Annotated in this window: 17 protein-coding genes and 1 pseudogene; 7 read left to right on the top strand and 11 right to left on the bottom strand. The window is 66.6% G+C overall.

Annotated elements, in window-relative coordinates; genetic code table 11:
• Window positions 1-54 precede the first annotated feature (54 nt).
• A pseudogene (locus ACP7C5_RS15220) lies at window positions 55-633 on the bottom strand (chemotaxis protein CheB).
• A gap of 382 nt (window positions 634-1,015) precedes the next feature.
• On the opposite strand from ACP7C5_RS15220, the gene ACP7C5_RS15215 reads away from it, so the two are divergent.
• Window positions 1,016-3,298 carry a heavy metal translocating P-type ATPase gene (locus ACP7C5_RS15215; protein ID WP_426265044.1) on the top strand — a complete coding sequence of 761 codons (2,283 nt, stop codon included), beginning with the start codon at window positions 1,016-1,018 and terminating at the stop codon, window positions 3,296-3,298.
• Complete coding sequence (gene cueR / locus ACP7C5_RS15210) at window positions 3,295-3,684, top strand: Cu(I)-responsive transcriptional regulator (RefSeq protein ID WP_133190876.1); 390 nt, start codon at window positions 3,295-3,297, stop codon at window positions 3,682-3,684. The genes ACP7C5_RS15215 and cueR overlap by 4 nt, the downstream gene beginning before the upstream one ends.
• Window positions 3,685-3,737: 53 nt before the next feature.
• Here cueR and ACP7C5_RS15205 read toward each other — a convergent pair whose 3' ends face one another.
• From ACP7C5_RS15205 to ACP7C5_RS15185, 5 genes are all read right to left on the bottom strand, one after another.
• A complete protein-coding gene (locus ACP7C5_RS15205) occupies window positions 3,738-4,259 on the bottom strand; it encodes a hypothetical protein (RefSeq protein WP_426264876.1) in 522 nt (173 codons plus the stop codon).
• Window positions 4,260-4,267: 8 nt separating this feature from the next.
• The gene (locus ACP7C5_RS15200; RefSeq protein WP_426264875.1) at window positions 4,268-4,747 is read right to left on the bottom strand and encodes a cupin domain-containing protein; all 480 of its coding nucleotides are present in this window, start codon (window positions 4,745-4,747) and stop codon (window positions 4,268-4,270) included.
• Window positions 4,748-5,127: 380 nt separating this feature from the next.
• Window positions 5,128-6,138: a YncE family protein gene (locus tag ACP7C5_RS15195; RefSeq protein ID WP_426264874.1), complete on the bottom strand. Its 1,011-nt coding sequence runs from the start codon at window positions 6,136-6,138 to the stop codon at window positions 5,128-5,130.
• 67 nt (window positions 6,139-6,205) lie between these two features.
• Window positions 6,206-7,597: a sensor histidine kinase gene (locus ACP7C5_RS15190; protein WP_426264873.1), complete on the bottom strand. Its 1,392-nt coding sequence runs from the start codon at window positions 7,595-7,597 to the stop codon at window positions 6,206-6,208.
• The gene (locus ACP7C5_RS15185) at window positions 7,584-8,261 is read right to left on the bottom strand and encodes a winged helix-turn-helix domain-containing protein (RefSeq protein WP_426264872.1); all 678 of its coding nucleotides are present in this window, start codon (window positions 8,259-8,261) and stop codon (window positions 7,584-7,586) included. Before ACP7C5_RS15185 ends, ACP7C5_RS15190 begins: the two co-directional genes overlap by 14 nt.
• A 186-nt stretch (window positions 8,262-8,447) precedes the next feature.
• Here ACP7C5_RS15185 and ACP7C5_RS15180 point away from each other — a divergent pair, with 186 nt between their 5' ends.
• Genes ACP7C5_RS15180 through ACP7C5_RS15170 form a run of 3 tightly spaced genes read left to right on the top strand, consistent with a single transcriptional unit; the run spans window position 8,448 to window position 13,869 of the window.
• The gene (locus tag ACP7C5_RS15180; RefSeq protein WP_426264871.1) at window positions 8,448-9,776 is read left to right on the top strand and encodes a TolC family protein; all 1,329 of its coding nucleotides are present in this window, start codon (window positions 8,448-8,450) and stop codon (window positions 9,774-9,776) included.
• Entirely contained in the window at window positions 9,773-10,804 is a 1,032-nt protein-coding gene (locus tag ACP7C5_RS15175) for an efflux RND transporter periplasmic adaptor subunit (RefSeq protein WP_426264870.1), read from the top strand. The genes ACP7C5_RS15180 and ACP7C5_RS15175 overlap by 4 nt, the downstream gene beginning before the upstream one ends.
• On the top strand, window positions 10,804-13,869 hold the full coding sequence (locus ACP7C5_RS15170; protein WP_426264869.1) for an efflux RND transporter permease subunit: 3,066 nt from the start codon (window positions 10,804-10,806) through the stop codon (window positions 13,867-13,869). The genes ACP7C5_RS15175 and ACP7C5_RS15170 overlap by 1 nt, the downstream gene beginning before the upstream one ends.
• 650 nt (window positions 13,870-14,519) lie before the next feature.
• Here the strand turns inward: ACP7C5_RS15170 and ACP7C5_RS15165 are convergent.
• From ACP7C5_RS15165 to ACP7C5_RS15145, 5 genes are all read right to left on the bottom strand, one after another.
• Window positions 14,520-17,852 carry a glycosyl hydrolase gene (locus tag ACP7C5_RS15165; RefSeq protein WP_426264868.1) on the bottom strand — a complete coding sequence of 1,111 codons (3,333 nt, stop codon included), beginning with the start codon at window positions 17,850-17,852 and terminating at the stop codon, window positions 14,520-14,522.
• 103 nt (window positions 17,853-17,955) lie between these two features.
• Window positions 17,956-20,223 carry a TonB-dependent receptor gene (locus ACP7C5_RS15160; RefSeq protein ID WP_426264867.1) on the bottom strand — a complete coding sequence of 756 codons (2,268 nt, stop codon included), beginning with the start codon at window positions 20,221-20,223 and terminating at the stop codon, window positions 17,956-17,958.
• 104 nt (window positions 20,224-20,327) lie between these two features.
• On the bottom strand, window positions 20,328-22,709 hold the full coding sequence (locus ACP7C5_RS15155) for a glycoside hydrolase family 3 protein (protein WP_426264866.1): 2,382 nt from the start codon (window positions 22,707-22,709) through the stop codon (window positions 20,328-20,330).
• The gene (locus ACP7C5_RS15150) at window positions 22,706-23,284 is read right to left on the bottom strand and encodes an NADPH-dependent FMN reductase (RefSeq protein ID WP_426264865.1); all 579 of its coding nucleotides are present in this window, start codon (window positions 23,282-23,284) and stop codon (window positions 22,706-22,708) included. Before ACP7C5_RS15150 ends, ACP7C5_RS15155 begins: the two co-directional genes overlap by 4 nt.
• The gene (locus ACP7C5_RS15145) at window positions 23,281-24,387 is read right to left on the bottom strand and encodes an LLM class flavin-dependent oxidoreductase (protein WP_426264864.1); all 1,107 of its coding nucleotides are present in this window, start codon (window positions 24,385-24,387) and stop codon (window positions 23,281-23,283) included. Before ACP7C5_RS15145 ends, ACP7C5_RS15150 begins: the two co-directional genes overlap by 4 nt.
• Before the next feature lie 135 nt (window positions 24,388-24,522).
• Here ACP7C5_RS15145 and ACP7C5_RS15140 point away from each other — a divergent pair, with 135 nt between their 5' ends.
• Together ACP7C5_RS15140 and ACP7C5_RS15135 are read left to right on the top strand one after the other, a co-directional pair.
• Window positions 24,523-25,179: a TetR/AcrR family transcriptional regulator gene (locus tag ACP7C5_RS15140; protein WP_189674618.1), complete on the top strand. Its 657-nt coding sequence runs from the start codon at window positions 24,523-24,525 to the stop codon at window positions 25,177-25,179.
• Between the two features lie 58 nt (window positions 25,180-25,237).
• The gene (locus tag ACP7C5_RS15135; RefSeq protein ID WP_426264863.1) at window positions 25,238-26,353 is read left to right on the top strand and encodes a Gfo/Idh/MocA family protein; all 1,116 of its coding nucleotides are present in this window, start codon (window positions 25,238-25,240) and stop codon (window positions 26,351-26,353) included.
• Window position 26,354 lies beyond the last annotated feature (1 nt).

Here is a 26,354-nt window from a genome sequence, read left to right as displayed (position 1 = left end):
CCGCCCAAGGATCGGAAACTACGCACGGAACAACCATCGCGAGCCGACGGACGCCTACTCGCTATCCGATCCGAGGATTTCTGCAATTTTAGCGGCGATATCTTCGGGACCTAGGATAAAATCGACACAGCCACTGGCAATGGCGCTGTCGGGCATGTCCGCCTGAATCGCGGACGCCGGCAATTGGGCGATCGTGACCCCGCCGCACGCGCGAATCCCGCACAGCGCGTCCGCACCATCGCCGTCATAGCCCGACACGATCACCGCGATCAGCCGGCCATGTCAATATTGCGTCAGCGATTGCAGGAAGACGGTGATGACGTCCGGCCATCCCCGCGGTTTGGAGATCGCCGTGAGGCGAAATGCCCCGTCCAGCACGTGCAGGTCGCGTTGCGCGGGAATGATGAAGACGTGGTTCGGTCGGATATCGAGCCCTTCGGTAATGAGCTCGACCGGCATCGCGGTATGCCGCGGGAGGATTTCGTGGAGCAGGGTCGAGACGGTTCGCAAATGGTTCACGATCACGATCGCCGCCCCGAGATCACTCGGTAGATTGTCGAGCAAGCGCTTGTACGCATCAAGGCCACCCGCCGATCCGCCGACGCAGATGATCGGTATATCCCGATCTGTCATTGAACGAATGCTCCTTTGCGTGAATGCGCCAAGCTATGTCCTGCGTCGGCACGCGCGACGGGCGGCGGTGATCGACCATAGGCATTTCTGCGCGGAACCCCGTACGCTTTCTGGTGCGGTGCCGGCATTCGGTCCGAATCGCTTGGAGTCGCCGCTCCGCTCGAGCAGCGTGACGGCGGCGGCGCAGCAATTGCCCCGGGCGCCACGCTGCTGCGTTCACAGGGCCGAAGTGATGGCCGGCGCGTTGTGCGTCATGAACCAGACCGGCTCCGGGCTTGACCCTGACACGGTGTCAGACCCTATCTGGGTTCGCATGGAGACCCAGATGACCAGCGACGTTCCCGTGCACGGCCTCGACCCCGACAGTCCTCGAGCGGACGGGATGGTGACCGATCCCGTCTGCGGCATGACCGTGGACGCGACAAAGACCGCACATCACGCCGACCATGAAGGTCACCGCTATTCCTTTTGCAGTGCGCGCTGCCGGAGCAAATTTATCGCAGCCCCCGAAACCTACCGCGCCGGCAAACCCGTACCCGCGCCCAAAGCGGGCCCCGGTGGAGTATGGACATGCCCCATGCATCCCCAGATCCGGAACGACGGTCCGGGAACGTGCCCACTCTGCGGCATGGCGCTCGAGCCCGAAGATCCGACGCTCGATACGGGGCCAAACCCTGAACTCACCGATTTTACCCGACGAGCCTGGGTGGCCGGGGCGTTGAGCGTTCCGTTGCTTGCGATTTCGATGGTGGCCGAGATGCTCGGCATCACGCTCGTGCCGCCGACATATTCGCCGTGGATCCAGCTCGCGCTCACCGCACCGATCGTCCTGTGGGCGGGTGCGCCGTTCTTTCAGCGCGGCTGGACGTCGATCCGCACGCGACACCTCAACATGTTTACGTTGGTCTCGCTCGGCGTCGGCGCGGCATTCAGCTATAGTCTCGTCGCGACGATCGCGCCCGGCGTGTTCCCGCCCTCGTTCCGCATGCACGGGGTCATTCCGGTCTATTACGAGGCGGCTGGCGTCGTCGTGACGCTGGTGCTGCTCGGGCAGGTTCTCGAACTGCGCGCGCGCGCGGCGACGGGTAGAGCCATCCGCGCGTTGATGGATCTCGCGCCGAAGACAGCGCGGCGATTGCGCGAGGATGGCAGCGAGGAAGAAATTCCCCTCTGCGACGTCGCCACCGGCGATACGCTGCGGGTGCGGCCCGGCGAGGCATTGCCGGTGGATGGCATCGTGGTCGATGGCCGGTCGTCGGTCGACGAAGCGATGCTGACCGGCGAACCGGCAGCGGTGCTCAAGCAGAAGGGGTCTTCCGTCACCGGCGGGACGATCAACGGCACCGGCTCGCTGGCGATCGAGGCGCGTGCCGTCGGCGCCGACACGGTCTTGGCGCGGATCGTCAAGATGGTCGCCGAGGCGCAGCGCAGCCGCGCACCCATCCAGGCGATCGCCGACCGTGTGTCGGGCTGGTTCGTGCCGCTGGTGGTGGGGGTCGCGATCCTTACTTTCGTCGTGTGGAATGGGGTGGGGCCGGAGCCGCGCTTCGGCCATGCCTTGCTCAACGCCATCGCGGTGCTGATCATCGCCTGCCCGTGTGCGTTAGGGCTCGCGACGCCGATGTCGATCATGGTCGGCACCGGGCGTGGTGCGCGCGGCGGCGTGCTGATCAAGGATGCCGAGGCGCTTCAGATGATGGCCGTCGTCGACACGCTGGTGATCGACAAGACCGGCACGCTGACCGAGGGCCGCCCGAAGGTGACCGCGATCGAGCCTGGTGACGGCTTCGATCGCGATACGGTGCTCGCGGCGGCGGCGGCCGTGGAGGGCCAGTCGGAGCATCCGCTGGCCGCTGCCATCCTGCGTGCCGCGCAGGACGCAAAGCTGAGGCTCGGGTCGCTTGCGCAGTTTGCATCGCAGACCGGATTGGGTGTCAGCGGTCATGTCGATGGCAAGGCGGTCGTGGTGGGCAATGCGGCGCAGATGCACCGGATCGGGGTCGATGCGGGGTCGCTCTCGGAGTCAGCGGAACGCTATCGCCGTGACGGCGCGGGCGTGATGCTCGTCGCAATCGCGGGCAAGCCGGCCGGATTGATCGCGGTCGCCGATCCCATCCGGGACTCCGCGCGCGACGCCATTGCTGCGCTCAAGGCGGAAGGGTTGCGGATCGTCATGCTCACCGGCGATGCCGAGGCAACCGCGCAGGCCGTTTCCACGGCGATCGGCGGGATCGACGAGGTCCATGCCGGGCTCAAACCCGAAGACAAGGCGCGGATTATCGGCGAGCTCCAGGCAAAGGGTGCCAAGGTCGCGATGGCGGGCGATGGCATCAACGACGCGCCCGCGCTCGCCGCGGCAGACGTGGGTGTGGCAATGGGCACCGGCACCGACGTCGCGATCGAGAGCGCGGGCATGACGCTGACCAAGGGCGATCTGGCGGCGATGGTGCGTGCGCGCCGTCTGGCCCGCGCGACGATGCGCAACATCCGCCAGAACCTGTTCTTCTCGTTCGTGTTCAACGGCATCGGAGTCCCGATAGCAGCCGGCGTGCTCTATCCCGTCACCGGTTTGCTGCTGTCACCGATGATCGCGGGCGCGGCAATGGCGCTGTCGAGCTTCACCGTGGTGACCAATGCGTTGCGATTGAACCGGGCCAAGCTGTGAAAATCGGGCCCGCATCGCAGGCGAGCGGCGTCTCGCAGCGGATGATCCGCCATTATGAGACGATCGGCCTGATCCCGGCGCCCCTCCGCCGCGACAGCGGGTATCGCGATTATGCCGATGCCGATGTGCACCGCCTTCGCTTCATCGCGAACGCGCGCGATCTGGGCTTCCCGATCGAGGACATCCGCTCGCTGCTGGGACTGTGGAACGATCGCGACCGCCAGAGCATCGACGTCAAGCGCCTCGCATTGGCGCGCGCCGACGACCTTCACCGCAAGGCCCTTGCACTGGAGGCGATGCGAAATACGCTGCTCGATCTCGCCGAACGATGCCATGGTGACGGGCGGCCGGATTGCCCCATCATCGCCGCCCTCGATACCGCATAGGGTCGCCACGACCTCAGCCCGTGCGATGCCCCGGCGCGCGCCGATCATCCGCCTTACACCTCGGCGTGGCGATGGCTCCTCGAGCGCGCAGCCCGCTCAGCGCGCGTCGGCACCACTGCCCAATGACAGGCGTTCGGGCCGAAGTCGCGTTGGGCATCGTCGCGCCTGAGCGTCATTCCGAGCGGGCGTTCGCCCATATCCGCCAGGAAAGCGGGAAAATCGTCTCTCCACCGCGCAGCCACCGCAATCCCTCGGCCGCCGCATTGCGGATAGCCGCTGACCTTTGGATTGTCGCACAGGCTCTTCATCGCCTGCCAAGCGCGGTAGGTCGGCGCATGCCGTTTGTCAGCGCGCTCGCCATGCGTGCGCAGCCGTGCGGCGCTGATCTCGCGGTGTCTGCAGCCACAGCTCGTGGTGCTTCCTGCCCGTACGTTGCCGCCATGCGCCACGATCATGGTGCCGCAATCACAGGCGAACAGCCAATGACAATGGCCGTGCCGATCGGTGTGCGAAAAATCCACACCCAGGAGCCGCGCATAGCGCAGCCCGGCCATGTCGATCCGAACCTTGCGCATCTCCCCCGTCACCCGTGCTTGTCGGCTGCAGGCTTTGGTTGCACCGACCAGGCGGCGGGTTCGTCGCCCTGGTCGGCCTTGGCCGCCGCTGCCGTGGCCTGCACGGTATCTGGCCGATGATGCGCGGCGGCATAGACGGTATAGAGTTGCATCGGCGTCGTGCCGGTATTGGTGATGTTGTGCCACGTCCCCGCCGGAACGAGCACACACCAGCCGTCCGAAACGTTTTTCTCGAAGGTCAACGCGTCCTTGGCAGCGCCCATCTGCACGCGCCCATGGCCGGCATCGAGGCGCAGCAACTGATCGGTTTCGGGATGCGCCTCGAGTCCGACATCGCCACCGACCGGGATCGACATCAACGTCACCTGCAGATAGCGACCGCTCCACGCGACGGACCGATACTCGGCATTGTCCTTGGTCGCGCTTTCGAGGTCGAACGACTGCGGCTGTGGCCCGATGTCTTTGATGCGTGAGTCGGTGCCGGCCATCATTCGTCTCCTCGAAAGCGTCGACCGGGCGTGGACTGCTTCACCCATTCTGAAGCGCACGCCGTGTCGCGATGGCGCTATCTGGCAGGCCGCCGCGACGGAACAGCATCGGAAACTACGCACGCCACAGGATGCTGCGCCGGCGGTATGCATCACCATCGGAGAAACGCGCGAGATCGTCAGAACTTGAACCGAACACCCGCCTCGTAGCTTTGGTCGTAGAATTCGCGTTGCGTCGTGGGATATTTGGCGATGTCCTCGGCGGACTGGACGTCGATGAGATGGGAAGCCGCCTTCTCCTCGGCGCGCGCGGTTTTTGCCGCGCGCGTGGCTGTGCCGACGATCGTTGAACAAAGTTCGACGATCGCAAAACCGCACCTTCAACGCGCAGGTTTGACCACCAGAATGTGAAAGGAGCCCGGCACCATCGCGGGACGTCCGCCCCCCGCTGCAGCCGCGCCGAACTTCGCGGTTGGCAGATACAGCGCCCCCGTTTTGGGATCGAGCGCGCCGGTGCGCGCGCCGACTTCGGTCGTCACGACGCCCACGGCTTCCACACGGACACCTTTCAACGAAAGGATGTCGAGCACCCCGTCTTTCCCGCACGGGATGAACGCGAGCCCGCGCGCCTCGTCCATAATCACGGCGTCGGGCCCCGCGCCGATATCGACGAGCGCGCTCAGCTGCCGTCGACGGGCGTCGACGATGGCGGCCTTGCCGTTGGCGCACGACGCGATCAGGCGGTCGTGCGCGCTGTCATAACCGAGCCCGGTCGGTGCTTTGCAGCCCGGCAGCGCGATCGCCTTGCCGGCGACCCCGCGCGCGACGTCGACCGTTTCGATCTGGTCCACCTCCTCGTTGTTGACGAACAGCGTCCCGTCCGCGCCGAACGCGGCATATTCGAGCGCGGGCTTGACCGGGATCGTGCGAGTCACCTTGCTGGTGGCGAGGTCGATCACCGACACGGTGCCGCTATCGGCATTCATGACATAGGCATGGGCCTTCTGCGGATCGAGAATGGCAGCGTCGGGTTTCTTGCCGACGGCGATGCTCGCGGTTTCGGCACCCGACCGCAGATCGTACAACCGCACAGTACCATCGGTCCCGCTCGTCACCAGCAGCTTGCCGCCGGACAGCGGCACGACTGCATGACCGCGCTGCACGCTGCCGAGCGAAGTGACCTTGCCGGTCGCCACTTCCAGCACCGTGACCGCGTTGCTGCGCGCGACATACACGAACGTGCCGTCGTCGTCGGTGCGGGCATAGTCCCACGATCCGTCGGGCCCAGCGATCGATTGGGTGACGGCATAGATCGGCGCGGGCGTCGCCGCGAGACCGGACGGCGTGGCGGCAGCTGCAGCGAGCAGGACGAGAAGCGAAGGGCGGCGCATGGCGGTCTCCACGAAGATGAGGGCTGCCTTTTGCCCCAGCGCCCCACTGCGGTCACGTTAGGGATCGCTAATCAGGCGCTGCGACCCCGGTCTCGACCACGCGTGTGGGCTGCGCGAAGGTCAGGCGAACCCGCAAGCCAGGGCGATTGTCGAGCAAATCGAGGCGGACGCGATGGAGCGCCGCAATCGCCGCGGCCAGCGCCATGCCGAGCCCTGCGCCCGGCAAGTTTCGGCTGCGGTCGAGGCGGTAGAAGCGAGTCAACACGGCGTCGCGTTCATGCGGCAGAATGCCAGGTCCGTCATCGCTGACGCTCGCGACGATCGCGCCGTCGATCCGCTCTAGCCGGCTGACGATCGTGCTGCCGGCCGGCGTATGGCGGATCGCATTGTCGACCAGATTGGTCATCATCTGCGCCAGCAATTCGGCATCGCCCTCGATCAGCAGGCCGTCGGCATGCGCCGCGATCAAGGTTTTCCCATCGTCCTCGGCAACGGGCTGATACGCGGCGATCACTCGCCCGACCAGTTCGCTCAAATCGAGCGGAGCGAAATATTGGCGCCCGTCGCCCCCCTCCAGCGTCCCGATCCGCAACAACGCCCGGAAGATCGCGAGAATCTCGTCGGTCTGCGCGATGGCGGTGTCGATGCTGGCGTCGAACCGCTCCGGGTCACGCGCATCGCGCGTTTGCTCGAGCTGCTGGCGAAGCCGCCCGAGCGGAGTGCGCAGATCGTGTGCGATGTCGGTGGTGACTTGGCGCAGGCCGTCCATCAGCGCGCCGATCCGGTCTAGCATCGCGTTGAGGTTCGCCGAGAGCTGGTCGAATTCGCGGCTGATACCGATCGGCGGCAGACGTTCGGCCGTATTGCCCGCCATCACCCGCGCGATCGCAGCGTTCACACGGTCGAGGCGGCGCATGAACAGCGCGCCAATGAGATAGCCACCGACCAGCGCAAGCACGGTGATGACCGCTCCCGCGACGACCAGGAAGCGGTCGAGCGCACGCCGCAATTCCTGGATGTCGTAAGTGTCGGTGGCGACGACCAGCGTCCCGCCGTTGGGGAGGGCAACCCCGAGGCTCCGCAAGGTTTCGGCGGCGGGGTCCTGCGGGTCGTCGTGCACCGCGACCTGCCCCCAGCCGAGCCTGACCGTCGGCGTGCCGATATCGTCGACCAGCAGGCGTCCGGCGCGGTCGATCACCTGGTATCGGAACGCTTCCGCGCCGCTCGCGCGCCGATGCCGGGCGATCGCCCCGAGCAGGCTTATTCGCCCCTCTTCCCGGTCCTCACCCGCAAGGATCGCGGCCTCGCTGGTCAAGCCGCCTTCGGTGGCATCGACCGCATAATGCGCGATGGACCGCTCGACCACGACCAAGACGAGCGCGGAACCTGCCGCGAAGGCAAGCGCGAGCAGGCAGGCAAAGCGGAACGCGCCGCTCCGGAAACCGCTAAGCCAGGCCATCGCACCGATAGCCCGCGCCGCGCACCGTATGGATCAGTTCCTGATCGAAGCCGCGATCGACCTTCGAGCGCAAGCGACTCATGTGGCTTTCGATGATATTGGTCTGCGGGTCGAAATGGAACGACCACACATTTTCGAGCAGCATCGTCCTTGTGACGATCTCGCCTGCGTGGCGCATCAGATATTCGAGCAGCTTGAACTCCTGCGCCTGCAACGGGATCGCCCGGCCGCCACGCCGCACGCTGCGCTTGATCAGATCGATTTCGAGATCGGCGACGCGCAGCACGGTCGCCACGTCTCGAGCCGGCTGGCGGCGCAACAAGGCGTTGACCCGCGCGAGAAACTCGATCGCGGCGAATGGCTTGACCAGATAATCGTCGGCGCCCGCGTCGAGCCCCTCGACGCGGTCATGGACTCCGTCGATCGCGGTGAGGAAGATCGCGGGGGCGCGAACACCGGCCGCGCGAAGCGCCTTGAGCACGCCAAGCCCATCGACTCCGGGCACCATGCGATCGAGGATGAGGACAGCATAATCGTTGGTGGCCCCGAGGACGATCGCGTCGCTACCGTTGCTGCAAGCGTCGACGACATGCCCTGCCGCAACCAACGTGCGCTCCAGATGGGTGCGGGTCGCTTCGTCATCCTCGAGCAGCAGCAGGTTCACCGCATCACCTCCACCAGCTGCGTAGCACGATCGCCTAGCCGGACGTCCCGCGCCACGCGCAAGTTGGGAATAAACAATATCCGGATCATCATCCGCCTATGCCATATCACACGACGGCCGCGCGTTCTTTCCGTGGCTCGGCTTCCGGAGTTGACCGCGTTGAGACGTACCCTTCCGCGCCGCGCCATGGCTGCGCTCGCCGCACTGAGCGGCGTGACCGGGTGCGCGCGCTACACCCCGCTCCCGCTGGCGACCGCGCCACCGCTGGCGGCCGACGTGCGATCGTTGGCGCGGGCGGAAACGATCGTCGCGACAGAACCGCTGTCGGTCGCGCAGGTGGTCGACCTCGCCCTCGCCAACAACCCCGACCTCAAGGCGGCACGGCTGCGGCGCGCGATTGCCGCGGGCCAGACGCGGCAGGCGGGTGTCCTGCCCAATCCGTCGCTGACCGGCGCCTTCCTCCCGCTGCTGTCGGGTGGCGGGGCGGTGCCCGCGTGGAACATCGGCCTCAGCCAGGACATCAAGGCGCTGCTCACCTACCGCACGCGCCGCCGCGCCGCTGTCGACAGCGAACGCCAGGTCGCCGCGGATATCGTCTGGCAGGAATGGCAAGTCGCGGGGCAGGCGCGGCAAGTCGCAGGCGACCTGATCCTCGGCGCGGCCAGTCGGCAAAGCTATGTCGCGGCCTATCGGTTGCTGGCCTCGCGCAACGCCAAGCTCGAACAGGCACTGGCCGCGCGCAACGTCACGCTGGTGACGGTCGCGCCCGACCGGGTCGCGCTGCAGGCCGCGCGGACCGCGCTCGATGCGCTCGATCAGCGGCAATTGGCGTTGATGCATCAGCTCGACGCATTGCTCGGGCTCGCGCCCGACGTCGTCGTCCCGCTCGCGACGCAGATCGATCTGCCGCGGTTCGACCCCGCCGCGATCCGCGCCGGGCTCGCGACGTTGCCCGACCGCCGCCCCGATCTGATCGCGCTGCGGATGGGCTATGCCGCCGCCGACGAACAGCTGCGCCAGGCCATCGTCGCGCAATTCCCCGACGTCGTTCTCGGCGGCAGCGTCAGCAGCGACAGCTCGAAGGTCATCAATGCCGGCCCCAATGTCGCGATCGGCCTGCCGATCTTCGATCGCAACCAGGGCAATGTCGCGATCACGCGCGCGACTCGTGCGCAACTCCAGGCCGACTATGCCGCGCGCCTTGCGACGGCGGTTGGCACGGTCGGTGCGTTGCTGCGTGAGATGGAGCGACTGTCCGCGCAGCTTGCGGTCGCGCGCCGCGACCTACCCGCGGCGCGGTCCGCCGCCAACCGCGCGCAGGCCGCGTTCGGCGCCTCCAACATCGACGAGCGGGGCTATGTCGACCTCGTCTACAACCGCTTTGCCAAGGAACAGGAGATTATGACGCTGGAACTGGGATTGCTCGACCGACAGGTCGCGATCCAGACGCTTGTCGGCGATGGCCTGCCGATCGTGGATTTGCGCGCCGACGACGCCCGGGCGGTGTCGCGATGAGGGTGCCGCTCGGTCTGTCGATCGCGCTGGCGCTGTCGGGCTGCGGTGCGGGGGGCACCCCAGATTCCGCACAAACCGCAGTACCGAGCGCGCTCGTTTCCACAGTCGCTCCGATCCAGGGATCCTTGCCCCAAACGGTCATCGGCTATGGCACCGTTGCGCCCGCGCTCAACGGAACGCGTAGCTTCAACGAAGCGCAGCCGGGCCAGATCACGCGGCTGATGGTCGCCCCCGGCACGGCGGTCCGGCGCGGGCAGCCGCTCGCCAGCTTCGCCACCGCGCCCGCCTCGCGGAGCTTGTACCGCCAGGCGGTCGATGCGCTGAGCGCGGCACGCAAGCAACGCACGACCACCGCGCAGCTGCTGTCGCAACAGCTCGCGACGCAGGATCAGTTGGTCCAGGCGGAAAAGGCGGTGTCCGACGCGCAGACCGCGCTTGCGGCGTTGCAGGCGGATGGGGCGGGGAACGGCGAACAGACGCTGACCGCCCCGTTCGACGGCGTCGTCACCACCGTGAGCGTCGCCCAGGGTGACCGGACGCAAGCGGGCGCCCCGATCCTGACGGTCGTCAAGGGAACGGGTATCATCGTGACCGCCGGCGTCGACCCTGCCGAGCGCGGTCGCGTCGCGGTCGGGCAATCCGCGTCGCTCGTCCGGCTGTCGGGCGGAACGCCGCTGACCGGACGCGTGCTACGGGTCAGCAATGCGCTCAATGCCAAGACCCGGCTGGTCGACGTCGACGTTGCGTTTCCGGTCGGAAGCCTGTTGCCGGGCGAAGCTATGCAGGTCGCGATCGCCACTGGGCACGTCGCCGGCTGGGTGGTGCCGCATCGCTCCGTCGTCACCGCGGGCGGGCCGACGCACGTCTTTCAGGTCAGCGGCGGCAAGGCGGTCGCCGTCCTCGTCACGGTGGCGCTCGCCTCTGATGCGGGCGATGTCGTCAGCGGGGCGATCGACCCCCAGCGTCGCCTGATCGTCGATGGTGCCTATCAGGTCAGCGACGGTGCCGCCGTGCGGTGGACGCGCTGATGCTCGAGCGGTTGCTGCGCGAGCAATCGCGCGCCTTCGTCCTGATCGCCATAGCACTGGCAGTGGCGGGGCTGGTGGCGGCGCTGTCACTGCCGATCGGACTGTTTCCGCAGGTGTCCTTCCCGCGCGTCGTCGTCGATCTCGATGCCGGCAGCCGCCCCGCCGATCAGACCGCGCTGACCGTCACCCGCCCGGTCGAGGAAGCGCTCCGCGCGATTCCCGGTGTGCAGGACGTCCGTTCCGCGACCAGCCGCGGGGCGGCGCAGATCTCGATCGATTTCGGGTGGGGCCGCGACATGGTCGCGAGCACGCTGCTGGTCGATTCGGCGATCGCGCGGACGATCGCGTCGCTTCCGAGCGGTACCCAATACACCGTCCGGCGGATGGACCCGACGGTGTTCCCGATCATTTCCTACGCGCTCGTCTCGACCGCCGCCGATCCGGTCGCGCTGCAGGATATCGCAAAATACCAGATCACGCCGTTGCTCTCCTCGGTCCCAGGGCTCGCGCGCGTCGGGGTGCAGGGGGGCGACACCGCCGAGGTGCAAGTGCTCGCCGATCCGCACCGGCTCGCCGATCACGCTCTGTCGATGGCCGACCTCACCACCGCGATCCGCAACGGCAATGTGCTGAGCGCGGTCGGACAGGTGCAGGATCGCGGGCGCCTGTCGCTCGTCATCGCTGATCGCAGCGTGACGACCGCGGCGCAGATCGGTGCAATCATCGTCTCTGCCGATCCGCAGGGCGTCGTCCGCGTTCGCGACGTAGCGACCGTGCAGAATGGTGCCGTCCCGGTGTGGCAGCGCATCGTCGAGGATGGCACGCCCGCGGTGCTGTTCAACATCTATGAACAGCCTGACGGCAATGCGGTGCGGATCGCGCAGGGCGTGCAGCAGAAGCTCGCCACGCTCGCGCTCCCGCCCGGCGTCAAGCTGGTCTGCTGGTACGACCAGAGCGAGCTCGTCACGCAATCGGTCGCCAGTGTGCGCGACGCAGTGCTGATCGGGCTCGTGCTCGCAGCGGTGGTGCTGTTGGGCTTTCTGCGCAGCTGGCGGGTGACGCTGGTCGCGGTCATCGTCGTGCCCGCGACGCTCGCGGCAACGGTGCTCGTCCTCAGCATGCTGGGGATGAGCTTCAACATCATGACGCTCGGCGGGATCGCCGCGGCGGTCGGGCTGCTGATCGACGACGTCATCGTGATGGTCGAGCATATCGCACGCCGCGCCGGCGCGATCGGCGCGGACGGCCGACCCGCCGGGGACGCCGCGGTGATCCCGGCGGCGCGCGAGTTCCTCGCGCCGCTCACCGGATCGAGTCTTGCGACGCTGATCGTGTTCGTGCCGCTGTCGTTCCTCACCGGGGTGACCGGCGCCTTCTCCAAGGCACTGTCGCTGACGATGGCGGCGGCGCTTGCGATCTCCTGGGCGATGACCGCGTTCGTCGTGCCGGTGCTGGTTCGCTGGCTGGTCGATTTCAGCGCATGGCATGACCCCGGCGCGCCCGGAGTCGGGCGTATGGCGCGGCTCCACGACGGCATTCTCGACCGCCTGTCGGCACGCCCCTGGCTGCTCGCCATCGCCGCGGTTCCCTTGCTGGCGATCGGCTATGTCAGCTACGAAAACGTGCCGAGCGGCTTCATGCCCAAGGTCGACGAAGGCGGGTTCGTGATGGACTATTACACTGCGCCCGGCACGTCGCTCGATGAAACGGGGCGGCAGGTCGGGCAGATCGACGCGATGTTGAAGGCCAACCCGGCCGTACTGACCTTCTCGCGCCGGCTCGGCACCGGGCTCGGCGGCGATCTCGGGCAGAGCTATCACGGCGACTATTTCGTGCGGCTCAAGCCCGGTCATGCCGCCCCGACCGAGGAGATCGCGGCGGCGGTGGCGGAGCGGATCACCGCGGAGGTACCCGGCGTCCAGGTCGAAGTCGCGCAGCTGATCGAGGATCTGATCGGCGACTTGACCGCAGTGCCGCAGCCGATCGAGGTGAAGCTCTATGCCGCCGACCCTTCGGTCCTGCAGGGCGAGGCGCGCAAGGTCGCTGCGCTGATCGGCAAGATCGACGGCGTGGTCGAGGTGAAGGATGGGGTACAGCTCGCGGGCGATGCGCTCGACGTCCATGTGGATCCGGTTCGCGCAGGGATCGAGGGTGTCGCTCCCGCCGATATCGAGGCGCAGTTGAGCGCCGCGCTGACCGGGAGCATTGCAACCACGCTCGCGCAGCCGAGCAAGGCGGTCGACGTGCGGGTGCGCTTGCCCAACGCACTGACGCTCAGCGAAGCCGGGCTCGCCCAGTTGCCGATCCGCGCGAGCGACGGACACGTCTTCGCGCTGTCGCGCGTCGCCACGATCGAGGCGGTGACCGGGCAGCCGCAGATCAGCCGCGAAAATCTCGAACCGATGATCGCGGTGACCGGGCGGATCCAAGGCCGCGGGATCGGTGCTGCGGTCGGCGACGTGCGGGCGGTGCTCGACCGGCCAAGCGTTCTCGGCCCCGGCGTGCGGTATGAACTGGGCGGCCTCTACCAGCAGCAACAGATCGCTTTTTCCGGGTTGATCAAAGTGTTCGGGGCGGCGCTGGTGGCAGAGCTGGTCTTGCTGCTGATCCTCTATCGCCGATTCTGGTTGCCGGTGATCATCATCGGCTGTTCGCTGCTGTCGACCACCGCTGTGTTCACCGCGCTGTGGGCGGCGGGGGTCGACCTCAACATCACGGCGCTGATGGGAATGACGATGATCATCGGCATCGGCACCGAGATGGCGATCTTCTACGTCTCGGAATTCGAAGAGCTGGCGCGGACCATGCCGCCCGCGGCGGCGACGCGCGAGGCGAGCCGCAACCGTCTGCGCCCGATCACGATGACGACGCTCGCGGCGATCTTCACGCTGCTGCCACTTGCGCTGGCTATCGGTCAGGGCTCGGGGATCCAGCAACCGCTCGCGATTGCGATCATCGCTGGTCTGATCTTGCAATACCCCTTGGTATTGCTCGCGATGCCGGTCCTGGTACGGCTTACGTTGCCAAAGGACGAGCGTGTCCTCGACACCGTGCGCGAATCCTGATCGATCGGACCGACGAGAAGGTGTAGGCGATGCCACACCGACTATCGCTTTCCGCCGAAATACTGGCGGCTGCGCTCGGACCACCATCGCGGTATTATGAGGGGGAATTCCGGCGACTCGCAACGATTGGCCGCTTGTGAGATTGGCATGCGCGATGACGTGCCCCCCGAAATACCCCAAAAAAGCGGGGCATCACGGGCCAGAAAGGCACCAAAGCGCGCGCAGCAAGCGGCGATGAATCCGCGAAAAGCCTCCGAAAGCAGACACAAAACCCGCCTCGGGAATTTCTGAGACAGTTTGGTATGTCGGTGTGTGGTTGCGGAAACCTGCATTCAGCTTGGCTTGTTTACGTCGACCACGTGGTCAACCTAACCGCATCGTAAATAAAATTTCGGAAGAAGTATGGCAGCATCAGAATACTACCAAGGAATGGCGTCCGTTCTGAGACATCGATAAACATTAACATTGTTTGGAACTCTCGCGCTCCGCTTGAAGCGGGCATCGGGCGAACGAAGCGACGCGTCCCTCGCACCACGGTGATTGCCTTAACGCTCGGATCGATGTCGACCGGGCCGATGGATTTGCGGCGAGGCAACGTAAGGACGCTCACTTGTCTCCGCATGAGGATTTCAGCGCGGTCGAGATTTCTCTCAATGCCGAGTCGATAGCACCACCGGCCCTATCAGGCCGGAGGTCCGCAATGGCGCATCTGCGCGATACGTCGGTAGGGTGGTGAAGGTCACTTTCTCCGCGTTCGGCTGTGCATCGCCGATCAGGCGGTTGACCCAAAGGTTGGCGACCCGCACTTCGATCGTATTGCGGCCGGCGCGGACAGCGCTGCCAATATCGACGCGGTACGGTGGGTGCCACAGCGTACCGACGCTCAGCCCGTTGATCCGCACCTCCGCCACGTCCCCGACGCTGCCAAGGTCCAACACCACCGATTTTGCCGCGCTTGCCCGCGGCAGGTCGAACCCACTGCGGTACGTCGCAATTCCCGAGAAATAGCGGATGCCCGGATCGGCGCTTTTATCGAGCGGCTGCAGCACGGTCATCGTGGTTTTGGCAGGCGCCCCGCGCCCCGGCTCGAATGTCACGGACCATGGCGCGTTCAGCGTTGCAAGGAGCGTCTCGACGGTCGGTGCGACAGTCTCGCTGCCTAGCGCTGTGTGCTTGCGAAATACGACGAACACGGACTCATGCGCCTTTAGCGTAAGCGGGGTCACGGTTGACCCGCCGAACCGTCGCCAGGAGATCGGCTCGCTTTGGCCGGTCTCGGCATGCCACAGTTCCGGGATCCTACCGCTTACCGAAAAGGTGGCATCGATCTGCGCGACTCGATTTCCGCGGTTGTCGATCCAATAGATGTCCGCGCCAGCGGTGCGCCGATGCACGAACGCCAACTCGGCGTCGGCTGGTCCGCTATGCTGAAAATCGGGGGCGATCTTGGCGCGCGCCAGCCCTTGCGCGACGCTGTCGACAGCGATCACGCGGCCGGCCCCTACGCGCGTCTCTTGCCCCCCGGCCCACAACCGCGTGACGAGCGTTGCAAACGCCGCGGGATCGTCGGCAAGGCTCGGGCTGCTATCTGGCGCCTTGCCGATCACGGTCGCCCCCGCCTCGGCGAGCGCGGCAATGCGGCGCAGCGTCGGCAGCGTCATCCGGCGGGAGGTGCCACCGAGATAAAGCGCCTTGTAGCGCGCACCGCCCTTCGCGACGATCAGCCCGTGCTCGACCGTTACCGCATCGGTCAGCGCGGGTGCATTGATATAATCCCAGCCCCAGACAGGCGGCACGTCGGCCAACGGTGTGACCGCGTTGAGTGCAGTGATCGGCGCTTCCTCACCATAGAAGTAAGCCAGATCGGCAACATTGCGCCCCTGCTGCAGCAGGAAGCTGGTGCGTGCGATATAGTCGATCCAGGGTCGTGCCAGCTCGGCCCAGGTCTCGTGCCGCGTGAAATACTGCCCGATCATCGCCAGGCTGAGCCCCGGCGCCCGGTCGAGCGGCTGATGGACCGAGGTGTGGATCACGGGCCGATTGATGCCGTTCGCGAATTCCAGGTCGATCATCGGCCGCAAATCGGCCGGCGCGAACGCCCACGGCCAGAAAGCGGCGGTCAGGGACTCGGCCGCGACCAAATTCTGCCCATAAATGTGCGCGACCGACGCCGCGCCGCGATCATCGCCGATCAGCGTCGCGCGTGGTCCGTCCGCGCCATACGTCCACATCGCCGCCATCGGAATGTCGGTATGCGCCCGCATCGCCATATCGTCGCCGAGCACCGGACGCTTGTCTTCGAGCGCTTCGCCATAGACTTTCAGCCCATGCTCATGCGCCACCGCAGCGAGCGTTCCGTAATGCGCATCGGCGAGCAGGTCGGCGAGCGTCTGGCGATAGTCGTACAGAAACGCGTCGGTCCGTGTCGCCGAGCCGATCACCGCCCCGGTCAGCGTGGGCAGCCAAGGTGTAGGGTCGTAGCCCCGGAGCAGCTTGAACGCGGATACCATGTCCGGCGTCCAGTTCGATGCGCCGACCTCGATCGAATCGGTCAGCAGCGCGCCAAGACTCTTGCCGATCGCGTCCTTGCCCGCGGCGTCGCGATAAAGGTCGAGATAGGCTTCGAGATACCGCCGAACCGCTGCGGCATCATATTTGTCGACCTCGAGCCCGGTCGCCTCGGGGGTCGCGGGATGGTTGGTCTTGCCGAGCAGCGTCGAACCCAGCCGCACGACCCGCCAACGCCCCGGCGGCGGGCTCCAGTCGAGCGTGCCGTCGGGGTGCAGCCGGGTGGTGAGGTCGATCACGCGTGCGGGATCGACCCCCGGGCTCGCGGGCGCGTCGAGCGCATAATAGTCGAGCGCGATGTCGAACCCCGCCTTGGTCTCGGCGCGATGGACTCGCGCGGCATCGCTTACGCGGAACATGCCGAGGCGGACTGTTGGGCCCTGCGGGGCTTTCGGGAATATATCGATGATCTCGGCACCCGGCGCGCCGATGCTCATCGGCCTTGGCCCCGACACGGCGGTCGGGACGAGCACCAGCCGTACCGCGCGCGTGCGGACGGGTGCGAACGACACCGTCGTCGGGACGCCCCCGAGCGGAACGTCGGCGAGCTTGCGCCAGCGGCCATCGACCTCTGCCTCGATGATCGGACGCAGCACCGGCGCGGAAAACGTCGATTTGGCATCGCTGATGAATACCGTCGCTGCGCGGATGGTGCGCGGGGCGGCAAACCGCAGGATGGCCAGTCCCGGCGCGGCGGCCGTTCCCCTTGCGACATCGACGGCGGAGACCAGCGATGCATCCGAGAGCGCCGCGGCGTCGAGGGGCGTTCCGATAGCGTCGTTCGCCGTCACGCGCGGCGCGGCACCCTCGGCGATCGGGTACGCCAGAACTGCGACGTCGGTGTAGAAACTCGGCTTCGGCGACGCGACGGGCGCGCCGCCCGGTTCGTCATTCTTGAACGCGATATCCTGGAACGGTCCGGTCGTTACGGGCGGCGGCCCCAGCACACCGCGGAAACGCGTTCCGCCCACAATGTCGGTTTCGCTCCAGACGAGCTTCTTCATCGCATCGCTCGGCGCGACCCACGGACCACCTGTCTCGCTCCAGCCGGGCGAGGCCGCGATCGCGAATTCGAGCCCCAGCCGATCGGCGGTCGCCACGGCATGCGCGAACGCCTGTTTCCACGGCGGCGTCATATAGGGCAGCCGCCGCTCGACGATTTGGGGGGTACCGAGCGTCGCGTCGAAGGTCTGCACCCCGCCGATGCCGATCCGGTGCATCCATTCGAGATCCTTGGTGATCCCGTCTTCGGTAATGTTGCCATTCAACCAGTGCCACCAGACGCGCGGTCGCGCGCTGGCGGGGGGATCGCGAAAGCCATCGACCAGAGGATCGGCCGCGGCAACCTGCTGGGCGTTCGCCGCGGTCGTACTCAACAGCGCCGCGAGCAAAAGGAGGGCACGCGCGCGCATCATATCGGAGGCCTTTCCAGCATGGTTGGCCGCTGCCTGGACGCGACGGCCATCACCAGATCCAGACGGGCAGCGACGACTAGGACGCCGGCGCTGCCCGCGACGATCAGTATTTGAAGCTCAACCGCATGCCGTAGGTCCGCGGCGGCTGGAACTGATAGGTGTTGATCGACGGGATCGCGGTGAAGTTACGCGTCGCGTTCGCGAACACCGCCTTGTCGGTGAAGTTGCGAACGAACGCCGAGATCTGCAGGTGCCCGCCCGCCGGCGCATAGGTCAGTTGCGCATTGCCCGTCGCATACGCCGTCTGGCGCGTGTCGGCGTCGTTGAACACGCTGTAATAATAGGCCGTCGAATATTTCCCATCGACCCGCGGCGTCAGCGTCGCGCCATTGGCGAAGTCGAAGCGATATTCGAGCCCACCGGTCAGCGCGAAGCGCGGCGCGTTGGGCAGATCGTTGCCCGAGACGTTGCGCGACACCGCCGCACCGGTCACCGGATCGGTGCTGCTCACCGTGCCGATATTCTTGTCGAACTGCGCGTGCAGGTAGGTGCCGTTGAGATCGAGACGCGCGGCACCGAACAAGGCGATGAACTGCGCCTCGGCGCCGTAGATCTTGGCGCTGCCGATGTTGAACACGCCAGACCCCGACGAGACCACGGGCGAAGCCTGCGACGCCTGGTAGCCCTTGTAGTTCTGGTAGAAGATATCGGCGTTGAGCTGCAGCTTGCGATCCGCGAAACGGTTCTTGGTGCCGATCTCCCACGAATAGACGTTCTCGGGGCCGTAATCGACCGACGGCGCCGAACCGTTGGAATTGAAGCCACCCGATTTGTAGCCGGACGAATATTTCGCATAGACGAGATTGCGATCGGTCGGCGTCCAGTCGATCCCGCCAAGGAAGGTCGGACGCTGCTGGCGCAACGTGCCGTTGCCCAGCCCCGGAAGGATCGGCGGGTTCCCCAGGCACCCGATGATCGGATAGAGGAACGCCGGGATATGCGCGATATCGCAGCGCAGCTGCGAGGTCCCCGTGCGGTCCTTCTTGTCCCAGGTATAGCGCGCGCCCGCGGTCAGCTTGAGCGTATCGGTCACGCGCAGGCTCGCCTGGCCGAAGACCGCGTCGGAGCTGGTCTTGGTATTGTAGCGGAAGCGGACCAGATATTGCCCGGCATATTGCCCCGACAGCTGCAGCAATCCGCTGTCGAGCGAGTTCGACTCGTCGAAGTGGAAATAGCCGACCTGCGCCGAGAATGCGCGGCCCTGCGGCGTGGCGAGGCGGACTTCGTGATTCCACGTGTCGGGGTTTTCGGCCTGACGGAAGTTGACCGGGTTGGCCGCGTTGCCGCTTGCGTCAAGCGCATGGCGCCACTGCTGCGAGTCGTACCCACCGGCATAGGTCAGCGTCAGGCCGAGCGGGAGGCGATCGTAGCTGAATTCCCAGCGGATGCGGTTGCCATTGATGCGATTGAAGGTCGGCGCGTAATTGACGAACTGCTTCTCATCGAAGCTTGCCGGAAGGATCGTCGCAATCGGACGGATCGCCGCGACATCGCCGACATTGTTGATGTCGTCATGCTGATACTGGATCATGCCGTCGAATCCGGCAAAAGGCTGCACCGCCAGGGTGACGCGCCCCGACGTCGTCTGATCGTCATCGCCGCGACCGCCGACGCCGAGCAGCTCGCGATACCCGTCGTGCCGGCGCGCGACGCCCGAGAGACGCAGCTGCACCCAGCTCGCGAGCGGAATATCGATACCCGCTTCGGCATTGACCGTCTTGTAATTGCCGGCCTCGAGCGAGAAATTGCCCCCGAGATCCTTGCCCGGCCGCCGCGTGATCAGGCTGATCAGGCCGCCGGTCGAATTGCGACCGAACAACGTCCCCTGCGGCCCTTTCAGCACTTCGACGCGCTGCAGATCGTAGATCGAGGTGGCGATGCTGAACGAGCGGTTGGTGAAGAACCCATCGCGCGCGATCGGCACCGACGGATCGCCGATCTCGGTGACGTCGGTCGAAGCGATGCCGCGGATCGCGACATAGGCAGCGCCGGTCGACGAGACGATGTTCACGCTCGGATCGATGCGCTGCAGGTTGGTGACGTTGGTCACGCCCGCGGCGGCGAGGTCGGCGCCGCTATAGACCGTCAGCGCCGTGGCGGTCTTCTGCGCGCTCGATTCGACGCGGTTCGCGGTGACGATGATGTCCTGAAGCTGGTCGGCAGGGGCTTGGTCGCCCGTGGCCGCGGCAACTGCCGGAGCGCCCGGTTGCGTGGTCGGCGCGGGCGCCGGCTCGGTCTGCGCCATCGCCGGCAGCGCGGTGGTGATCAGCGCCGTCGTGGCCATGAGCCGCAGGAAATCGGATGTGTTCATGCTGTCCTCCCCTTCATTCGCAGGTCGGTCGCCATCCGGCACCGCCCGCATTTCATGATCGACACCATCGTCGAATTATAATCAGCGTTCTAATACCAATATGGCTATGCCGTCAAGACGGTCGGAACGGTCTTCATCGTAATGACGAGCGGAAGATCGTCCGACGCTTGTCCGACGTGCAGCGACAGCGGCCCGGCGATCGCCACCCAGCCGTCCGCGCGCCAGACGCGCAGCATTCTCGGCTCGATATCGATGGCGATCTGGCGTTGCGCACCGGCCGCGACGAAGACCTTCGCGAACCCGACCAACGCGCGCTCGGGCGCGAAGCGATAGACCTGGACGACGGTGCTGCCGTCGCGTTCGCTCAGATTGCGCACCGTCACGCCGACGCGCGCGCCGTCGATCGTCGGCTGTTCGATCGCGAAGCGGGCATAGCCCATGCCGCTGCCGAACGCGTAGGCAGGCGTCTCCATACCGCGCCAGCCGACGGCAAGTCGCTCCGAATACGCAAGGTTACCGTCAGCGTCGGGCGTGAGCCCCAGCGCCGGATAGTCGGCCTCGTCGCGCGCGATCGACACCGGCATCCGCCCGCCCGGCTCGCGATCCCCGGCAAGCACTTCGGCCAAGGCGCGACCGAATGCCTGCCCAGGATACCAGGCGACCAGCACGGCGGCAGCGCGCTCGGCCCAGGCGGCATCGAACGCATGGCCGACATTGGCGACGATCACGGTGCGCGGGTTCGCCGCCGTCACCGCTTCGATCAATGCGATCTGCTCGGGAGCGAGCCGCGTATCGACACGGTCCTTGCTCTCGACGCTCGAATCCGATGTCTCGCCGACCACCAGGATCACCGCATCGGCGCTGCGCGCGAGCTCCACCGCGCGATCGTGCATCGCCTGCGCCGAATCGGGCGTGCGAACGCCGAACCACAATCCCTGGACCCGCGCGGGCGTGTGCCGGAAGACGATCTCGACGAGGACATCGCGGCCAGCCAGCAGCGACACGACCGCGCAATCGGCATCGCCACGCTTGAGCGTACCCATCACGTCCGACGCCGCTACGGCCTCGTCGCGGCGCAGCACCTCGGTGCCGTCGACCGTCATCGCCACCGCGCCGGTGCCACCGAGATAGAAACGATAGTCGCCGTCGCGCTCGGGCGTGAACCAGCCGCGCGCGCGGATCGCAGCCGGGCGGTCCCATGCACCCTGCTCATGGACGCCGACGAACCAGACGAGCGAATTGGTCGCGCGAGTCTCGCTGAAGCGCGGCGTGCCCGATACAGCGGTGTCGTCGAAATAGTCGATCGTCATGCCGACGGTGCAGCCGTCCCTCAGATCGCGCTCGGGCCGCACCGGCATCGAGGGCAGCCGCGGCTGCGGATCGACGCCGACCTCGTGGACGATCCGCGCCTGTCCGGCATAATGGCGGCGGATCGCCTCGAGCGGGCGCACCGCATCGGGCGTCACCGCGATCTTGGCGAAGGTGCCGCCCTGATAGCAGGGCGCATCGGCATTGGGCCCGATCACCGCGATCGTCGCATCGCGACCGGGAACCAGCGGCAGCAGGTCGCCCTGATTGCGCAACAGCACGAAGCCCGCCGCGGCGGCCTCGGTCAACAGATTGTCGACATCAGCCGTGGCGATCGAGGGAGTCTTGGCACCGGTGAACCGCCGCGCGAAGCCCGCGACCCGTGCCGCGGCATCGGCCACGCGCGCGGGATCGACCTGATCGGCCAGGACCGCCGCGCCGACCTTCGCGCCGAGAAAGCGGGCCGGCCCCGGCATTTCAAGATCGAGCCCGGCGTTGATCGTCGGCACGGTGCTGTGCGTGCCGAACCAGTCGCTCATCACGACGCCGCCAAAGCCCCATTCGCCCTTCACGATATCGGTCAGGATATGATGCTGCTCGGCGCAATAGCTGCCGTTGACGCGGTTATAGGCGGCGAGCATGCCCCCTGCCCCCGCCGCCGCAGCAAGCTCAAACGGCAGCAGATAGACTTCGCGCAGCGTGCGCTCGTCGATCACGACGTTCATCGTGTCGCGCGCGGTTTCGCTATCGTTGCAGACGAGGTGCTTGACCACCGAGGCGGTGCCGGTCGACTGCAGGCCGGTCGTCCAGGCCGCGCCGAGCGCACCGGTGAGATAGGGATCTTCCGAGAAATATTCGAACGCTCGCCCGGCAAGCGGACTGCGCGCGAGATTGACGTTGGGCGCGAGCACCGCGTCGACGCCGCAGCGGACGGCTTCCCCGCCGACCAGCGCGCCGACCCGCGCGACGAGATCGACGTCCCAGCTCGCGCCAAGCGACGTCCCGCACGGCGTCAGCAGCGACACGTCGCGTTCGTCGACGCGCCCGCTGGCGATCCCCATCGGGCCATCGGCCATCGTGGCCGCTGGAATGGCGTGCGCGGGCAGCGCCAGCGTCGACCACATCGCGCCGCCGGCGGACAGGCTGGCTTGTTCTTCGAGCGAAAGCGGATCGGTCATGCGGCGTGCGCCTCGAGTGCGAAGGTCATGATCTGCCGCGCTTGCGCGGAAACTGCCGAGGCGATGCCGGCGTCGACAAGCTCGCCGTTCGCATCGAACGGCCGCTGCTCGACCGAATTGATCGCAATGCCGATCGGCGTCGGCCAGCCGCGCATCGCGTGGACAATCCCGCGCAACGCGCTCAGCGTCACGCCGCCCGCCTGCCACCCGGCGGCAGACACGATCAGCCCGACCGGACGCCCCTCGAAATACGGACGCGTGTCGCCGCGCAGATCCTCGAGCAGGTCGATCGCGTTCTTGACCAGCCCCGAGACCCCGCCGTGATACCCCGGCGTCCCGAGCACGAGACCGTCGGCCGCGCGCACGCTTTCGATAAAGGCCCGCTGTTCGTCGGTGCGAGTAGTGTCCTCGACATTGAAATGCCCGAAGCGCGCGAGCGCCGCGCCATCGAACAGCGTCGTCTCGGCACCCGCATCGCCACAGGCGGAGAGCACTGCGCGCACCAGCCGCTCGCTGCTCGAACCGGCGCGCAGCGTGCCGCCGATCCCGACGATCCGCTTGCGACGCGTGCTCATGCCGCGTCGCGCAGCGCCGGCATCACCCGCGTCGACAGCAGTTCAAGCGTCTGGTCGGCATAGCGCAACCGCTCCGCCGTCAGCGGGCCGGTCGTCGTGCCGCACAGGATGTTGCCGATGCCGAGCGCCGCATACGGCTTGAGATGCTCGATCACCGTCTCGGGGCTGCCATAGAGACACCAGGTCCCGATCCAGTCCTCGGTCAGGGCGTTGGGCGTGCGATCGGTCTTCTTGTTCGCGCCATCGGTCTCGGCGCGCGCGTTGAACGCCGCCTCGCGCTCGATCGCTTCCTGGTAGCTCGCGAGGATTTCGAGCAATTCGGTCCGCGCCTGTTCGTCGGTCTCGGCGAGGTGGACGACCTGATAGGTATGCGTCGACCACGACAGCGCGTCGGCGACGATTTCGGGCGCGTGGCCCGCCGCTTCGAGCATCGTCCGATAGGCGGTGAAATGCTTTGTGACGTGCTTGAGCGGCTCGGTCCCGCCGATCACCGGCGGGGTGAAGGCCGGGATGAACGCCGGCCAGCCATTTTCCGCAGCACGCCGGGCGCTCGTTTCCTTCATTGCGACGGGCATCAGCCGCGCATGCCGCGGCGTATAGGCCGCTGGTGCGATCCGCTGAAGGACGCGGCCCTTATATGGGCCATTGTCGATCTCGACCGCGGGATCCTCGACACCCTTGGCCCAGAGCTGCTCGGCAATCGCAAGGTTGCGGTCGGCGATCGCCCCGGCGTCCTGATAATTGACGCCGAAGCCGATCATTTCCTCGGGCGTCGTGCCGCTGCCGACGCCGACGAGCAGCTTGCCGTCGGTCAGCTGGTCGAGGATGTTGATCCGCTCGACGAAGCGCACCGGATGATGCAGCGGCACCGACGTGATCGAGAAGCCGAAATACATCTGCGGCAGCTTTGCCGCGAGATAGGCCGCGAACATGTAGCTGTCCGACGCGATCGGCATATAGCCGTTGAAATGGTGGTCGGGCAGGAAGATCGCATCGAAGCCGAGCTCGGCCGCGCGGGTCGCGTGCCCCTCCAGATCCTTGATCAGCGCACGATCTTCTTCCGGCGCCATCGATCGGGCATTCAGGAAAACCGAAAATCGCATAGTCTATCCCCTCGCACGCTCACGCGGTGATGCCTTGCCGGCCATCCCGCATCGTTGTAGGATTTAGAACTAGAACGGTAGTTCTGATATGTCCAGTCCCATTTGCGCGGCGATTGCCGTAGAACGCGTCTTGCTATGAACGTCGAAACCAAGATCAGCGCGGTCCGCGCCCCGCAACAAGGCCGCAGCCGTGCGTCGTTCGAACGCATGCTGATTGCTGCCGAAGAGTTGATGTCCGAGCGCGGCACCGACGATTTCACGCTCAATGAGGTCGGCAAGCGCGGCAAGGTGTCGATCGGATCGATCTACTGCCGCTTCGACAGCAAGGACGATCTCGTCCATGCGGTGCAGACGCGCGTGCTCGAGCGCGTCAATGCCGAGCAGCTCGCGATGGTCGAGTCGGCGCGGACCGAGGCGCCCGATCTCGTCATACTGGTCGATCGGCTGGTCGAAGGCACCGCCGAATCGCTCCGCCGTTTCGCCGACGTGATGCGTCCGTTCATGATCCGCGCGAGCACCGACACCGTCGTCGCCGCGCAAGGCAAGGCGCGCTATGCCGAAATCGCCGATGCCGTCTGCGCGGCCTTGCTCGAGCACAGCGCCGAGATCGCGCAGCCCGACGCCGAGCGTGCGGTGCATTCGGCCTATCGCATTCTCTATTCGTCGATCGCACGCTATCTCGGCTTCGGCTCGACGATGGGATCGGCCTGGGATGGCGATTGGCAGATCCTCAAAGAAGATCTCGCACGGATGATCGCAGCCTTTCTCACCACTTCACCGCGGATCGCTTGACCACCGACCCTGCTGCCGCTTATCAGAACTGTAATTCTGATAACAGAATGGGAGTGGGATGCGGCGTTTGCGCATGGGTATGGTCGGCGGCGGGCCGGGTGCGTTCATCGGCCCGATCCACCGTATTGCCGCCGAACTCGACCGTGAGATCGAGCTGGTAGCAGGTGCGTTCGGCAGCACGCTAGAACGCTCGCGCGCCGCGGGCGAGGCGTATCGCATCGATCCGTCGCGAGCGTACGGCGATGTCGCGGAGCTGCTCGTGGGCGAAGCGACGCGCGACGACGCGATCGATTTCATCACGATCGCCTCCCCCAACCATCACCATCTGCCAGCCGCCCGCGCCGCGCTCGCCGCGGGGATCCCGGTGCTCAGCGACAAGCCCGCCACCGCGACGCTCGCCGAGGCGCACGCGCTCGCCGGCCTCGTCGCCGACGCCGGACTCCCGTACGGGCTGACCTACACCTATTCGGGCTACCCGCTGGTGCGCGAGGCACGCGCGCGGATCGCGGCGGGGCTGCTCGGCACCATCCGCAAGGTCGTCGTCGAATATCCTCAAGGCTGGCTGGCAGGTGAAGGCGCCGGCAAGCAGGCCGAGTGGCGGCTCGATCCGGCGCGTGCGGGCGAAGGCGGCGCGATCGCCGATATCGGAGTCCACGCCTTCCATCTCGCCGAATTCGTCACAGGGCTGCGCGTGACGCGGCTGCTCGCTGATCTCGCCGCGGTCGTTCCGGGCCGCCGATTGGACGACGATTGCCAGGTGCTGCTGCGCTTCGACAATGGCGCGCGCGGCGTCCTGCTCGCCTCGCAGATCATGCTCGGCGAGCGCAACGGGCTGCGGCTGCGCGTCTATGGCGATCGCGGCGCGCTCGACTGGCGGCAGGAAGCGCCCAACCTCCTGACGCTCCATCACGCCGATGGCCGCACCGAGCTGGTCCAGGCGGGCGACGCCGGGCTTGGCGACGCAGCACGCGCCGCCAGCCGGACGCCCGGCGGGCATCCCGAGGGCTATCTCGAAGCGTTCGCCAATCTCTATCGCGATTTCGCGCGACAGCTGCGTGGCGAGCCCGGCAGCCTCGTCCCCGGGATCGACGAAGGTCTCCGCGGGATGGCGTTCATCCATTTGGCCGTCACCGCCAGCCGCGCCGATGCGGGCTGGGTAGATTTCGAGGTTTGAC

This window comes from Sphingomonas sp. PWP1-2 (assembly GCF_049898305.1).
Taxonomy (GTDB): domain Bacteria; phylum Pseudomonadota; class Alphaproteobacteria; order Sphingomonadales; family Sphingomonadaceae; genus Sphingomonas; species Sphingomonas glacialis.
This window is presented reverse-complemented; position numbering and strand designations above follow the sequence as displayed.

Excerpts from the sequence above, each read along its gene's own strand:
- ACP7C5_RS15200 (WP_426264875.1), bottom strand. The coding sequence starts at position 4,747 with ATGGCCGGCACCGACTCACGCATCAAAGACATCGGGCCACAGCCGCAG.
- ACP7C5_RS15165 (WP_426264868.1), bottom strand. The coding sequence starts at position 17,852 with ATGATGCGCGCGCGTGCCCTCCTTTTGCTCGCGGCGCTGTTGAGTACG.
- ACP7C5_RS15160 (WP_426264867.1), bottom strand. The coding sequence starts at position 20,223 with ATGAACACATCCGATTTCCTGCGGCTCATGGCCACGACGGCGCTGATC.
- ACP7C5_RS15145 (WP_426264864.1), bottom strand. The coding sequence starts at position 24,387 with ATGCGATTTTCGGTTTTCCTGAATGCCCGATCGATGGCGCCGGAAGAA.
- ACP7C5_RS15155 (WP_426264866.1), bottom strand. The coding sequence starts at position 22,709 with ATGACCGATCCGCTTTCGCTCGAAGAACAAGCCAGCCTGTCCGCCGGC.
- ACP7C5_RS15175 (WP_426264870.1), top strand. The coding sequence starts at position 9,773 with ATGAGGGTGCCGCTCGGTCTGTCGATCGCGCTGGCGCTGTCGGGCTGC.
- ACP7C5_RS15150 (WP_426264865.1), bottom strand. The coding sequence starts at position 23,284 with ATGAGCACGCGTCGCAAGCGGATCGTCGGGATCGGCGGCACGCTGCGC.
- ACP7C5_RS15190 (WP_426264873.1), bottom strand. The coding sequence starts at position 7,597 with ATGGCCTGGCTTAGCGGTTTCCGGAGCGGCGCGTTCCGCTTTGCCTGC.
- ACP7C5_RS15180 (WP_426264871.1), top strand. The coding sequence starts at position 8,448 with ATGGCTGCGCTCGCCGCACTGAGCGGCGTGACCGGGTGCGCGCGCTAC.
- ACP7C5_RS15170 (WP_426264869.1), top strand. The coding sequence starts at position 10,804 with ATGCTCGAGCGGTTGCTGCGCGAGCAATCGCGCGCCTTCGTCCTGATC.
- ACP7C5_RS15215 (WP_426265044.1), top strand. The coding sequence starts at position 1,016 with ATGGTGACCGATCCCGTCTGCGGCATGACCGTGGACGCGACAAAGACC.
- ACP7C5_RS15195 (WP_426264874.1), bottom strand. The coding sequence starts at position 6,138 with ATGCGCCGCCCTTCGCTTCTCGTCCTGCTCGCTGCAGCTGCCGCCACG.
- ACP7C5_RS15140 (WP_189674618.1), top strand. The coding sequence starts at position 24,523 with ATGAACGTCGAAACCAAGATCAGCGCGGTCCGCGCCCCGCAACAAGGC.
- ACP7C5_RS15135 (WP_426264863.1), top strand. The coding sequence starts at position 25,238 with ATGCGGCGTTTGCGCATGGGTATGGTCGGCGGCGGGCCGGGTGCGTTC.
- ACP7C5_RS15205 (WP_426264876.1), bottom strand. The coding sequence starts at position 4,259 with ATGCGCAAGGTTCGGATCGACATGGCCGGGCTGCGCTATGCGCGGCTC.